This window comes from Bacillus sp. JJ1122 (assembly GCF_036964885.1).
GTDB lineage: Bacteria > Bacillota > Bacilli > Bacillales > Cytobacillaceae > Mesobacillus.
Genome location: NZ_JBALQL010000029.1, coordinates 1 through 14,379, shown reverse-complemented (window position 1 = coordinate 14,379; position 14,379 = coordinate 1). Strand labels below are relative to the sequence as shown.

Annotated in this window: 16 protein-coding genes; all 16 read left to right on the top strand. The window is 34.7% G+C overall.

Going from position 1 to position 14,379, the window contains the following annotated elements; translation table 11 throughout:
* Positions 1-24: 24 nt before the first annotated feature.
* Positions 25-1,224, top strand: coding sequence for a glycosyltransferase (locus tag V7201_RS17080; RefSeq protein WP_335377961.1), 1,200 nt, complete (start codon positions 25-27; stop codon positions 1,222-1,224).
* A gap of 16 nt (positions 1,225-1,240) precedes the next feature.
* On the top strand, positions 1,241-2,317 hold the full coding sequence (gene galE, locus V7201_RS17075) for a UDP-glucose 4-epimerase GalE (RefSeq protein ID WP_335377960.1): 1,077 nt from the start codon (positions 1,241-1,243) through the stop codon (positions 2,315-2,317).
* Between the two features lie 29 nt (positions 2,318-2,346).
* A complete protein-coding gene (locus tag V7201_RS17070) occupies positions 2,347-2,502 on the top strand; it encodes a hypothetical protein (protein ID WP_335377959.1) in 156 nt (51 codons plus the stop codon).
* A 32-nt stretch (positions 2,503-2,534) separates the two neighbouring features.
* Entirely contained in the window at positions 2,535-3,131 is a 597-nt protein-coding gene (locus V7201_RS17065) for a sugar transferase (protein ID WP_335377958.1), read from the top strand.
* A 68-nt stretch (positions 3,132-3,199) separates the two neighbouring features.
* A complete protein-coding gene (locus V7201_RS17060) occupies positions 3,200-3,886 on the top strand; it encodes an acetyltransferase (protein WP_335377957.1) in 687 nt (228 codons plus the stop codon).
* Between the two features lie 9 nt (positions 3,887-3,895).
* Positions 3,896-5,077, top strand: a complete 1,182-nt coding sequence (locus V7201_RS17055) for an aminotransferase class I/II-fold pyridoxal phosphate-dependent enzyme (RefSeq protein WP_335377956.1) — start codon at positions 3,896-3,898, stop codon at positions 5,075-5,077.
* A 27-nt stretch (positions 5,078-5,104) separates the two neighbouring features.
* Entirely contained in the window at positions 5,105-5,452 is a 348-nt protein-coding gene (locus V7201_RS17050) for a helix-turn-helix domain-containing protein (protein WP_335377955.1), read from the top strand.
* 66 nt (positions 5,453-5,518) lie between these two features.
* Positions 5,519-6,586, top strand: a complete 1,068-nt coding sequence (locus V7201_RS17045; RefSeq protein WP_335377954.1) for a glycosyltransferase family 2 protein — start codon at positions 5,519-5,521, stop codon at positions 6,584-6,586.
* 35 nt (positions 6,587-6,621) lie between these two features.
* Positions 6,622-7,797, top strand: coding sequence for a CDP-glycerol glycerophosphotransferase family protein (locus V7201_RS17040; protein WP_335377953.1), 1,176 nt, complete (start codon positions 6,622-6,624; stop codon positions 7,795-7,797).
* Entirely contained in the window at positions 7,784-8,215 is a 432-nt protein-coding gene (locus V7201_RS17035; protein WP_335377952.1) for an adenylyltransferase/cytidyltransferase family protein, read from the top strand. Before V7201_RS17040 ends, V7201_RS17035 begins: the two co-directional genes overlap by 14 nt.
* Positions 8,216-8,269: 54 nt before the next feature.
* A complete protein-coding gene (locus tag V7201_RS17030; RefSeq protein WP_335377951.1) occupies positions 8,270-9,463 on the top strand; it encodes a glycosyltransferase in 1,194 nt (397 codons plus the stop codon).
* 17 nt (positions 9,464-9,480) lie between these two features.
* Positions 9,481-10,668, top strand: coding sequence for a glycosyltransferase (locus V7201_RS17025; RefSeq protein ID WP_335377950.1), 1,188 nt, complete (start codon positions 9,481-9,483; stop codon positions 10,666-10,668).
* A gap of 33 nt (positions 10,669-10,701) precedes the next feature.
* Entirely contained in the window at positions 10,702-12,234 is a 1,533-nt protein-coding gene (locus V7201_RS17020) for an oligosaccharide flippase family protein (protein WP_335377949.1), read from the top strand.
* A 44-nt stretch (positions 12,235-12,278) separates the two neighbouring features.
* The gene (locus V7201_RS17015) at positions 12,279-12,824 is read left to right on the top strand and encodes an acyltransferase (RefSeq protein ID WP_335377948.1); all 546 of its coding nucleotides are present in this window, start codon (positions 12,279-12,281) and stop codon (positions 12,822-12,824) included.
* Positions 12,825-12,841: 17 nt separating this feature from the next.
* Complete coding sequence (locus tag V7201_RS17010) at positions 12,842-13,558, top strand: metallophosphoesterase family protein (protein WP_335377947.1); 717 nt, start codon at positions 12,842-12,844, stop codon at positions 13,556-13,558.
* A 34-nt stretch (positions 13,559-13,592) separates the two neighbouring features.
* The coding region (locus V7201_RS17005) for a glycosyltransferase family 2 protein (protein WP_335377946.1) at positions 13,593-14,379 on the top strand (787 nt) is incomplete at its 3' end.

Here is a 14,379-nt window from a genome sequence, read left to right as displayed (position 1 = left end):
CTGCAGTATTAGGCGGAGTGATAAATGAAGAAAAAAGTGTTGATTGTTTCATTTGATTTAGCGATAGGAGGGGTTGAGCGGAGCCTTATTGGCTTGCTGAATAGCATAGATTATCAAAGATACGATGTTGATCTAATGCTATTTAAGCATGAAGGTGAATTCTTTCCTCTATTACCTATTGGTCCTAATTTACTTCCAGAGGATTCAGTTTACAGTACGTTCAGGAAATCCATTTCACAGACTGTGCACGATGGACACTACACCATCGCAATTTCCAGAATAATAGCTAAGTATTTCAGCACGATTAAAGGGAAAATGAAACAGGTTGATGAACCAGGTTATTTGACGATTCAGTATGGGTGGGAACTGTCACGTCCATTTTTACCGAAATTACAAAAGGAATATGATGTAGCAATAGGTTTCTTATGGCCGCACCATTTTATCGGAGAAAAAGTAAAGGCGAAGAAAAAGGTCGGCTGGATTCATACGGATTATTCTAATATTTATGTTGATAAGAAAGCGGAAAGTAAAATGTGGGGAAACCTTGACCAAATTGTTGCTGTTTCTGAGGATTGTTCAAAAACGTTCTTAAAGTTTTTTCCAGATTTTAAAGCAAAAACGATGGTTATAGAAAACATTCTCTCTCCTGCATTTGTAAAGCAGCAAGCTGAAGCACAAATTGCTGACGAGATTGATCGAACTACTGGTAAAACAATCATTGTATCCGTTGGACGCTTGTCCCATGCCAAAGGTTTTGACAACGCAATTAGAGCATGCAAGCAGCTAGTTGATAGAGGGTTTGACATTGCCTGGTATGTTGTAGGGTACGGTCCACTTGAAAATGAATTACTTCAGCTTATAGATGAGTTGAACCTTCATGACCATTTTTTCTTGCTTGGCAAAAAAACGAATCCCTATCCTTACATAAAAGCATGTGATATATACGTGCAGCCATCAAGATATGAAGGTAAGGCAGTAACAATAAGAGAAGCACAGATATTGGGAAAGCCTGTTGTAATCACGAACTTTCCAACAGCCAGAAGCCAGGCGAAAGACGGGTTTGATGCACTTATTACGCCTTTAGGTGTAGCGGGTATTGTTGAAGGTATACAAAGATTAATGGAAAATCCTGGACTAAAAGAGATGCTATCCAAAAACGTACAATCAATAGATTATGGGAATGAGGATGAGATTCAAAAGCTGTACAGCTTAATAAATTCATAATTTGGAGGTGTAAAACATGTCAATTCTTGTAACAGGAGGCGCAGGCTACATCGGCACCCATACATGTGTTGAATTACTGAACGCGGGCTATGAAATTGTGGTCGTTGATAACCTAATGAACAGCAAGGAAGCAGCACTGAACAGAATAAGTGAAATCACCGGGAAGTGCTTTCCGTTTTATAAGGTCGATTTATTGAATGAAGCAGAAATTGAACAAATTTTTAAAGAAAATGAGATAGAAGCGGTCATTCACTTTGCCGGCCTTAAGGCAGTTGGGGAATCTGTACGGTTACCCCTCATGTATTACCATAATAACCTTACGGGTACGCTTAATCTTTGTAACTTAATGAAGAAATACGATGTTAATCGATTAGTTTTCAGCTCATCTGCCACAGTGTATGGCTTGCCAGATTGTGTGCCGATTTCCGAGAATGTCCCATTACAGGCCCTAAATCCCTATGGCAGGACGAAATTGATGATTGAAGAAATTCTAACGGATCTTTATCAAGCTGATCAAAATTGGAGCATAACACTATTACGTTATTTTAACCCGATTGGAGCACATCAGAGTGGCATGATTGGGGAGAGTCCAAACGGGATTCCTAACAATCTAATGCCATATATCACTCAAGTTGCCGTGGGTAAACTTCCTGAACTTAGTGTATTCGGCAAAATTTATGATACTGTAGACGGCACTGGTGTAAGAGATTACATTCACGTAGTCGATCTTGCGAAAGGGCATTTGAAGGCTCTTAAAAGAGTATATTCCTGTCATGGGATTGAGGCTTATAACCTTGGAACCGGTCAGGGTTATAGTGTCCTTGAATTAGTGGATGCTTTTGAAAAAGCTTCTGGTAAAACTGTTCCGTATAAAATAGTTGAACCAAGAGCAGGTGATGCTGCAATATGTTTTGCGGATGTATCTAAAGCAAAAAGAGAACTCAATTGGGTTGCAGAAAAAAGTCTGCAAGATATGTGTAAGGATTCTTGGAGATGGCAATCGAACAATCCAAATGGATACGAGGAAAACTTAACAGCAACAGGAACAGGCCATCCGCACTTATCAAAAAGTGGGGATTTTTTTAATGCGTAAATGAATAATGAAGGAAAAGAGGATTACGTATGAGTAGTAGTACACAGGAAAGTCAGCAACAACGGTTTAAGGAATTGCTGCATGATATTTATGCCGCTGGTCAGGAATCAGAAAATATGAAAACAAATGAATTAATTGTAGAGATAAAGAAGAAGCTTTCAGCAGTTTTAGAGAAAACGCATTAATTAATAATAGTCGTTGCTAGGGGTTGCAAAAAATGAAAAGGCTCTTAGATTTATTTAGTTCCCTATTGCTTCTTATCGTGTTATCACCAATTATCATTTTTACTGCCATTTTTGTAAAAGTGAAGTTAGGTACGCCAGTAATTTTTAAGCAGGAAAGACCAGGATTACATGAGAAGCCATTTTTTCTTTATAAGTTCAGGACAATGACAAATGAAAGAGATCGAAACGGAATATTACTTTCAGATCAAATTCGGTTAACACCAGCTGGAAAATTTTTAAGGAAATATAGCCTGGATGAATTGCCGCAGCTTATTAATGTGTTAAAAGGCGATCTAAGTTTAGTGGGTCCAAGACCACTTTTGATGGATTACCTTAACCTTTATTCAGAAGAACAGGCAAAACGCCATCTCGTAAAGCCAGGGATCACAGGACTCGCTCAAATAAGCGGGCGAAATATTTTATCATGGGAAGATAAGTTCAAATTAGATGTTTGGTATGTCCAGAATCAAACATTTCTTCTGGACTTGAAAATACTATGGCAGACATTTTATAAGGTAATCCAGTCGGAAGGGGTCACACAGCCAGGGAATGTGACAATGGATAGGTTTAATGGATCCAATAATTCCTAAGAGGAGAAAAATTCAGGAGTGAGTATTTGAACATACGTTTTTCCAATAGATTCAGGGGGGCGGAAATTTTGAGAGACATTGTTATTTATGGAACAGGTGGATTTGGTAGAGAAGTACTTGAACTTATAAAAGACATTAATTCTTCAGAACAAGTATGGAATGTACTGGGCTTTATTGACGATAATATTGAAAATCACGGAACTGTTATTAATGGGTACCTAGTTTTAGGTGGATATGCATGGTTAGAGAATTATAAGAATTACAATTCTCCTCTTTCTATAAATATTGCTATCGGTAATCCTCAGGTTAGAAAAAGGATTGCAAAAAAATTAAATAATGAATTGTTTGAGTTTCCTAATCTAGTTCACCCAAGTGTAATTAGTTCACAATATGTTCTAATGGGGAAAGGAAATACCATTTGTGCAAATAATATATTGACAACAAATATAAAAATTGGAAATTTCGTAACAATTAATTTGGCATGCACCGTGGGACATGATGTAATAATAGGCGATTTTACAACATTATTACCTGCGTGTAACGTTTCTGGTAGTGTAAAAATTGAAACTTGTGTTGATATAGGAACTAAGACGTGTATTATTCCGAATGTAACAATTGGGGAAAATTCTGTAATTGGAGCAGGTGCAACTGTGATTAGAGATATCCCGCAAAACTGTACAGCAGTTGGATCTCCTGCAAAGCCAATTAAGTTTCACCACCAAAATAGTGATGAAGTTCATTCAATAAATCGGTGAGGAGGGAAGATGATGAATACAACTATTGATCAAAGAATTTACTTATCTTCACCTCACATGAGTGGGAATGAACAAAAATATATTAATGAAGCCTTTGAAACAAATTGGATTGCCCCTCTTGGGCCACATGTGGATGCATTTGAAAAGGAAATAGCCGCTTATACAGGAGTCAATGAAGCAGCAGCCGTAAGTTCTGGAACGGCAGCAATTCATTTGGCTCTTTCTTTATTAGGAGTAGAAAAAGGCGATACGGTTTTTTGTTCAACGTTGACCTTTATCGCAAGCGCAAATCCCATTCTGTATCTAGGTGCCGAACCGGTGTTTATCGACTCTGAGCCGGAGACGTGGAATATGTCGCCGCAAGCGCTTGAAAAAGCATTTAGGGATGCCTTATTAAAAGGGAAACTTCCTAAAGCAGTAATAGTAGTAAATCTGTATGGTCAAAGCGCCAAGATGGATGAACTGGTAGCTTTATGCGAGCAGTATGAGGTACCAATGATTGAAGATGCAGCAGAATCACTTGGATCCTCCTATAAAGGCAAACCAAGTGGCTCGTTCGGCCGATTTGGAATCTTTTCTTTTAATGGTAATAAAATCATTACCACTTCTGGTGGAGGAATGCTTGTATCCAACGATGCAGCAGCCATTCATAGGGCACGTTTCCTGGCAACTCAAGCGAGGGACCCGGCTCCACATTACCAGCACAGTCAATTAGGCTACAACTACCGGATGAGTAATGTTTTGGCGGGAATTGGATTGGCACAGTTGGAAGTACTTGTGGATAGAGTCGAGGCAAGAAGGTCTATATTTGAACGTTATCAGCATGAGCTGTCAGGATTACCTGTTATTCAATTTATGCCGGAATTAAACGGAACATATTCAAATCGCTGGCTGACAGCCATGACGATTGATGAAAAAGAAGCGGGTATTTCAGTAAACCACCTAATAGCGTTTTTAGCTGCGGAAAACATTGAAGCAAGACCTGTATGGAAACCACTCCATATGCAGCCGCTGTTCAAAAATGTCAGGTACTTCCAACATGATGAAAAAGAAAGCATCTCAGAACAATTATTCGCCAAAGGAATATGTCTTCCTTCAGGTTCGAATATGGAGGAAATTGATCAAACCAGAGTTATCAATTGTATTAAAAATTTTATTAACGTTAAAAAAGTTGTAAGACAAATAGTCTAATATCCAAAGGATAACGAGGTAACCTACATGATCGGAAAAAATTTATCTGAACTAAGAAGACGAAAAGGGTTGAGCCTTTCTGAACTATCTGATCGATCCGGCATATCCAAGTCATATTTAAGCAATATAGAACGGGATGTACATAAAAATCCCTCTATTCAGATCCTGGAGAAGATATCGGATGTTTTGGATGTTGACCTGAAAGCATTGTTGATAAATGGTCATAGTACAGAAAAGGTTCTCCACGACAAAGAACTTTACGAGTTTGTAGAAGAGCTGAAAAAGACAGGGATTAAGAAAGACAATATCCAGGAATACAAACAGCTTATTGATTTTATTAAGTGGCAGAATGAGAAAGTGAGTGCGAAAAAATAAGGAGTGGTCAATCAGCCGACTTTCGTCCAACTCCTGCTAAAAAAAACGAAGGTAGGCGTAAAGAGGATGTCTGAAACAGTAAGTGTAGTCGTTCCAATTTTTAAAGTGGAAAAATATTTAAATAGATGTATTAATAGTATTTTAAGTCAAACCTATAGAAATATTGAAGTTATTCTGGTTAATGATGGTTCACCAGATCGCTGCGGCAGTATGGCAGAAGAATATGCGGCTATTGACTCACGGGTAAAAGTTATTCATAAAGAAAATGGTGGATTATCAGATGCAAGGAATGTAGGAATGGAGCAGGTTACAGGCAAATATACTATGTTTGTCGATAGTGATGATTGGTTACCAGCCAATGCAATTGAGATGCTAATAAACACTTGTAAGAGGTATAAAGCAGATGTAGTTCAGTCTGCTTTTTATTATGCCTATGAAGATCATCTGCTATTTGACCATAAGCATTACAGTCAGAAAGGAACACCTGTTACATTAAATAGGGAATCATTAATGTATGAATTAGTGAAAAATGAACGAGTTAAGAATTTCGCATGGGGAAAGCTCTATAAAACCAGTATCCTACAAGGCATTCCTTTTAAAAAGGGAGTTTTGTTTGAAGATGTTTTTTGGGCGCACCAAGTGATGGACCGTGTCAAAAAGTTCGTACTTATAAATCAACCATTGTATTTCTATTTGCAAAGAAGCGATAGTATTGTAGCTTCATATACACCGAGGAACCTGGATATTCTCGCAGGGTTAAAAGAAAGACATAAATTTATAGAAGCGAACTATAAAGAGTTAGTGGATGAATCCTACAAGGTAATATTAAAAACCAGTTTGGTTCACTACAACTTGTTGACAATTAACTGGAGGAAAGATAAAAGAGGTTATTATCGGAATGAGGTAAGAGATTTTATTAGAAAGAGCTCAGCACAATTTAAAAAGGCGGTAGACCAGGATAATTTCCTTAAAACGGAGTTAACATTGTTTTTAATGCACCCCTTACTAAATATTTTATTTAATGCAGTTAAGAAAGTCTTTAGGCTACTTGATATCATTTCTGAACCTTCCGGATTACAGATAGTACCGATAAACAATAAGAATACTCAGCCTGAAAAACTTCTCAAAATTTGAAGAAGTTTTTTACTTTGTAAAATGAGGAGATTTTTATGGGAGTCCTTAAAAAGTACGTTTCACTAGTAATTATCTTTCTTTTTAACTGTTTACCTATTAAGAAGAATAAAATTTTCCTGTTCAGTTACTACGGAAGCCAGTATGGCTGCAATCCGAAGTATATTACCGAATATATTCTAAAAACTTATCCGGATGATTATTTCGATCTTGTTTGGGCATTCAATAATCCAGATTCAAAAGTGGATATTAAAGGGATAAGAAAAGTTAGAACAATGTCACTTCGCTATTTTTATGAGCTTTGTACATCCAAGGTGTTAATAACAAACTTCAGAACCACTGACTTGTTTATAAAAAGGAAAGAGCAATACTACATACAAACCTGGCATAGTTCACTGCGCTTAAAGCAGATTGAGAAAGATGCTGAAGAAAATCTTCCTCCGAATTATGTGGCAATGGCAAAGAAGGACTCGAAGAAATGTGATTTATTATTATCCGGTTGTGATTACAGTACCGAAATATTTAAGCGGGCCTTTTGGTATGAGGGAGAGATTTTTAAGCATGGTACACCAAGAAATGATTTACTTGCCCATTCGACTAACAACTTGAGATCTCACACACTTACCAAACTAAATATTCCCGACTCCTACAAAATTGCCCTCTATGCACCAACGTTCAGAAAAGAGAATAATCTTGATGTTTATAACCTGGAGTTTTCAAAAGTAAAGGAATTACTTGCAAAGAGGTTTGGTGGAGAGTGGATAGTATTGGTGAAGCTGCATCCCCATCTATTGTCAGTCTCACATCAAATTACAGAAAACAATCAAGTCATAGATGTTACCCAATATGATGACATCCAAGAACTATTATGTATCACTGATTTCCTGATTTCAGATTATTCTTCTTTGATATTTGACTATTCAGTCACTAGAAAACCTTGCTTTTTATATGTCCCTGATTTGGAAGATTACATTCAAAAAGATCGAGGATTATATTTTGATATGAAGGATTTGCCGTTTGTTAGAGCTTTAAGCAATGAAGGGCTTTTACGGGAAATTGAAAGTTATGATGAATCAGATTATAAGGAAGGACTTGAGAGATTCTTAACAAAAATAGGAACGTATGAGGATGGATATGCAGCAAAGAACCTGACTTCTCGTCTAGAAGAGATCTGTTTTGGCAAAGAAAGGAGAGTAATGAATGAAGCAGCATAAAATTGGTTATACAACAGGGGTTTTCGACCTGTTTCATGTAGGTCATTTAAATATATTAAAGAGAGCAAAAGAACAATGTGAATTCCTTATTGTCGGAGTCAGTACAGATGAGTTAGTTATGGAATACAAGAATAAGAAACCAGTAATTTCATTTGCGGACCGGGCAGAAATAGTTGAGGGGATTAAATATGTTGACATGGTTGTTCCTCAAGTAAATCGCGATAAGTTTTCGGCGTGGGAAAACTTAAAGTTTGATGTCATGTTTGTTGGCGATGACTGGAAAGGCAGCACGCTATTTAGCGAAGTAGAAAATCAATTTAAACAGGTAGGTGTTGAAATTATTTATTTTCCTTATACTAAAGGAGTTTCTTCCACTCAGTTAAAGCATGAAATCCAGTTTAAAGAAAAGGTAATTTAAAAGATAAAATTAAAATTTTTTTTGAAAATTAATAAAAAAGATGTGATATGAAAAGTGAAAAAGAAATTACTTTTTGCAATTGATTCCCTTGATTGTGCAGGAGCTGAAAAAAGTTTAGTTACATTATTATCCTTAATTGACAAAACTAAATATAGTATCGATCTTATGTTATTTGGACATGGAGGTGCTTTGGAACAATTAGTTCCTACTCACGTGAATATTCTAGAGCCTCTTAAGTACACAAAATTCACTCGTTTACCGCTAAAAAAAGCGGTGTTTTTTGCAGCAAAACACTTACGTTATGATATGTTGGCATCTCGAATAAGATATACTATTAAACTTCGTCGTAAGAAATATAGTAACGCTCAAAAGGCTAGAGTTTATTGGCAAAGTGTATCTGGTGTTATTGAGAAAAATCCTAAGTCCTACGACATTGCTATTAGTTACGCCCAAGGAGTCCCTACTTTTTATGTGGCTGAAAAAGTAATAGCAAAAAAGAAATTAGCCTGGGTAAATGTGAGCTACAGATTAGATGAAATGGATAAAAACTTTCAAAAAACTTATTATGAAAAGTTTGATAGGGTAGTAGCTGTATCTGATTCTACAAAGGAAATCCTTCTTGAAACCTTTCCAGCCTTAAAGGATAAAACAAAAGTCATTTATGATATTAATAATCCTGTATTAATTAATAATATGGCTCTCTTAGAGGAAAATCCTTACAATGATGGATTTGACGGTATAAGAATTCTTACCATAGGTCGATTAGCAAATCAGAAAGGCTATGATATAGCAGTAGAAGCCTGTAAAAGGCTAAAGGAGGAGGGACTGAATTTCCGTTGGTATGCATTAGGGAAAGGCCCATTAGAAGCGGAGATAAAAGAGTTGATTCAACTAAATGGCCTAGAGGAAGATTTTATATTATTGGGTGTTAAAGCTAATCCGTATCCGTATATAAAAAATGCTGATATTTATGTCCAAACTTCCCGTTTTGAAGGGTTTGGTCTTGCGATCGCAGAAGCTCGAATGCTTAATATACCTGTAGTTACCACTAAATTTGATGCAGTTTATAATCAAATGGTTGATCATAAAAATGGGCTAGTGGTTGAAATGAATCCAGAAGCTATTTTTAATGGGATTTTTAAATTAATTAAAAATAGTAGCTTAAGAGAAAGTATAAAGCATTACTTATCAACAGAGAAGAAAGGGAATGTGGAGGAAATAAAAAAATTTTATCAACTAATAAGTTGATGAAGGTGAAGATAAATATGAAAAATAAGATACTATTTATGGTAATAAACATGAATGTAGGTGGAACAGAAAAGGCACTATTAAATATGATAGATGCAATGCCCGAGGATAAGTATGATATTACCATTTTGATGCTTGAGGAGTACGGTGGTTTTTTAAGTTTTATCCCTAATAGAGTTAACGTTATCTATCTTAATGAATATGAAAGTATAAAGGGAATAATTAATAAGCCACCAAGAGAAATATTAACAAGTTTATTATTAAATAGTAAGATTAAAAAATTCTTAATTTTATTGTGGTTATATTTTATCACTACTATAAAAAAGGATAGAAGCAGTCTTTTTGAATATCTAATCCGGGATTTATCCTTTTATTCAGATGAATATGATGTAGCCGTAGCTTATGCTGGTCCAATGGACTTCATAAGCTATTTTATTTTAAGAAAAGTTAAAGCTAAAAGAAGGATACAATGGGTTCATTTTGATATTACAAAAATTGGTTTTAATACTGAGTTTGCATCAAAAATTTATCCTGAATTCGATAATATTTACTCGGTTTCCAAAGAGGCAAACTCTAAATTAGTTAGTAATATACCGTCTTTGAAAGAAAAATCAGAGGTATTTCATAATTTGGTTTCATCACACAAAGTACAGGAGCAGGCTAATGATGGGATAGGTTTTACAGACGATTTTAATGGGATAAGAATATTATCAGTGGGGCGGCTATCACCAGAAAAAGGTCACGATTTAGCCATAAAAGCAATGTCAAAATTAATATCTGACGGTTATAACGTAAGATGGTACTGCATCGGTGATGGGAGTTCAAAATATGAATTAAATAGATTAATCGATGAATTGAATATTAAACAACATTTTATATTATTAGGAGCATACTCTAATCCATATACATATATGTCTCAATGTGATATATATGTTCAGCCTTCAAGATATGAAGGTTACTGTATTACATTACTAGAAGCAAAGAGTTTATCTAAACCTATAGTTGCTACTAATGTGAATGGTGTAAAGGAACAAATCAAAAATGGAGAAACTGGATTAATAGTTGATATAAATGAACATTCATTATTTCAAGCTATTAAAACTATAATAGATGATCAATCATTACAAAAAACCTTTGTGGATAATTTACAACGAGAAATTGAGGGGAATAATTTAGGTGGAGAAAAAATATTAGAGATTATTTAAAATCATAAAAAAATATGTTGGAAGGTTATGAATGTGACAAATCAACTTAAAGCTGGAGCACTACTTTCTTATGTCGTATTGCTTACTAATAGTTTAATATCCATACTATATACCCCTTTAATGTTAAATCTGCTGGGGCAGTCTGAATATGGTTTATATAGCTTAGCTAATTCAGCGACAGGCTATATTGGAGTTTTGAATTTTGGATTAGGGAATGCAGTTATTAGATATACGGCCAAGTATAAAGCGTTAAACGATGAAGAAAGTTGTTCGAAAATTTATGGGATGTTTTTTATAATGTATGCAGTTCTAGGTGTAATCGCATTACTGGCAGGATCTATACTTGCCTTATATTCTAGTAGTATCTTTACAAGTTCCCTTTCCGGTGATGAACTAAATAAACTAAAAATATTAATGTTGATAGTTACTTTGAATTTATCTTTAGGTATAGGTTTAGGATTATTTAGTGTAATTGTATTAGCACATGAAAAATTCATTTTTCAAAAATTAGTTTTAATATTAGGGTCGATTGTTAGTCCGTTAGTAATGTTACCCTTGTTATTAATGGGCTACGGCACTATAGCAATGGTGATATTAACAACAATAATAAATCTTGTTACCATTCTTTTTAATACGATGTATTGCTTTAAAATTCTAAAGATAAAGATAGTATTTAAAAAAATTGAGGGGCCATTATTAAAAGAAGTTATCGTTTTTTCATCATATATATTTGTAAATCTGATTATTAGTAAGCTCTATGATACAACTGATCAAGTTATTTTGGGAATATACAGTGGGACAGTTGCTATTTCAATTTATGCCATTGGAACGATGTTTACAGGCTATTTTTCAGGATTTTCTTCTGCAATATCTAATGTTTTTTTAAGTAAAGTTACTAGGATGACAACGAAAGAGGCTTCAGATGAAGAACTATCGAATTTGTTTATTCGTGTTGGTAGAGTTCAATACATTGTTATATCTCTCGCATTAACTGGATTCATTATTTTTGGTAAGGAATTTATAATTTTATGGGTTGGAAAGGAATATGAACTCTCTTATTTTATAGCCCTAATAATCCTCGTTCCCATGATTGTTACCTTAATTCAAGGGATGGGTGGAGTTATTCTACAAGCAAAAAATATGCAAAGATTTAAGACAATAATAAATGCAACTGTTGCTGTTGGAAATGTATTTTTGAGTATTCTATTTGTCCAATGGTGGGGGGCTGTTGGTGCTGCAATGGGAACCGCTATTGCTTTTTTTATAGGAAACATTTTAATAATCAATATCTATTATTGGAAAGTAATCCGAATTGATATCCCTGGATTTTGGAAGAATATCATTTTAATGAGTTTCCCTTTTGCGATAAGCCTTTTATTTGGATTAACAGTAAATGAGTTTGTTTTAGCAAATTCATGGTTAGTATTCTTTATCAAAATAACGTTGTTTACAGTAGGGTTCCTGCTGTTAATGTGGAGTACTGCGATGAATAAGTATGAAAAAGATCTATTTATTTTACCAATAAATCATTACTTGAAGAAACGGCTCCCAGGAACAAGTATATAGTTGGGGCTAAATTAATTAAATTAATTGTATGAGGAGAAGGGCAATTGATATCAAAGTTAAAGGGGTTATTTTCATTATTTATCTGGAACACTGTTGTGAATGGAATAGCTAAGTCCTTTTTAATTCCTAGGATTCTAAGGTTCTATTTGTATAGACTATCTGGAATGAGAACAAAAACGAGTAATATAAGGGCTGGATGTACATTTCGTGGTAAAAGTATAGTAATAGAAAAGGGGGCCTTTCTTAATCATAACGTTTTTATAGACGGCTGGGAATCAGTAATAATCAAAGAGAGTGCTGCAATTTCATTTGATGTACTAATTTGCACATCAAGTCATAAAGTTGGTGAACCAAGAAACAGAGCAGGAGTATCAGACAGAAAGCCAGTAATAATTGGGAGAGGCTGCTGGATTGGTGCCAGATCTACAATATTACCTGGAGTTACCCTCGGTGATGGTTGTGTTATAGCAGCTGGGTCGGTCGTTAATAGGGACTGTAAACCAAATACTCTTTACGCAGGTGTCCCGGCAAAAGAAGTGAAATCTTTATTTGTTGGTTCCAAAGATATTGAGTTAGTTAACTTTTCGTAGAAATGGAGCAATCAGATATGAGAATTGCCTTTTTATCGGACATACATGGAAATGCTATTGCACTAGATGCAGTTTTAGAAGATATCAAAAAAAGAAAAGTTGATAGAGTGGTAATATTGGGTGATTTATGTTATAGAGGGCCTGAACCTAATCGTGCATTGGAGTTAGTTAAAGTGGTTACTACAGATGTTATTAAAGGAAATGCAGATGAATGGATTGTTAGGGGGGTTCAACATGGTGAAGTGCCAGAATCTACCTTAGAAATAATGAATAAAGAACGTGAATGGACACTAGCTAAGTTGGAGGATGAAAGTATAAATTATCTTCAAAATTTACCTTGGGAACTAATTATTGAGATAGAAGGTTTCAAGATTCATGCTTTTCATGCTACACCGCATAGTTTGTTTGAAGTAATATCTCCCAATGAAACAGAAGACAATATGGTAAATAATATGATGATTGAAGAAGCAGACATTTATGTATATGCTCATATCCATAAATCTTATATAAGATATATAAATGGTAAATGCATAATTAATACAGGGAGTGTTGGACTTCCCTTCGATGGTCTTAGCAAAGCATCTTATGCATTATTAGAAATTAATGATGGCCAACATCAAACATCATTGGTAAGAGTTGCCTATGACATTCAAAAGGTCATTAATAGTTTTAATGAATCAGACTATCCTAATAAAGAATTTATGATAAAGCTTTTACAAAATGCAGAAATATGAAATCTGGGTGTTTTTAAGCAAAGGATGTGTGTTTATGAGCAAAGTAAGTATCATAGTACCTATTTATAATCCTGGTAAAAAGTTGTATAAATGTATTGATTCAATTCTTAGTCAAACTTTCAATGATTTCGAACTTATCTTAGTTAATGATGGATCTACGGATGATAGTTTGGAAATTTGTAAGAGATATGCCCATCGAGATAAAAGAATTATTGTAATACATAAAAACAATGAAGGGTGTATTGCAACTAGGAGAGTAGGAGTCCGAGCGGCAAAATTTAAATATGTCATGTTTGTGGATGCCGATGATTGGATTGATAGAACAGCTATTGAAATTCTATATAAAGAAACTAAAAAGAATGATTCTGATATTACTGTCTGTAGTCTTAATAAGGTAATAGGGAGTCAAAAATTTATAAAGAGTAGGTACAAAAGTGAATATTTTACAAACAATAAGATTTTTCAGGGTGAAGAAATTAAAAATAACCTAGTAGTGGCTTATTTCCATGGTCACCCCTTTCCTTCCTCCTTATGTGGGAAGCTATATAAAAAAGAACTATTAATAACGAGTGGTAACCTATTGGAAAACATAAAGTTTTTGGGGGAGGATTTATTTTTTAATCTAGAAGTTTTTTTGAAGGCTAAAAAAGTGAAGTTGATTGATAAATCTTTATACTTTTACCGTCTCGGCGGAAACACCAGTAAATACATGCCATATCTTTTTGATGACATGGTGAATGGTTATAAAATACAGAAAGATGTAATAGATAAGTACTTTAAAGAATCGATACAGAAACAATATAATGGTATTAGTATAATGC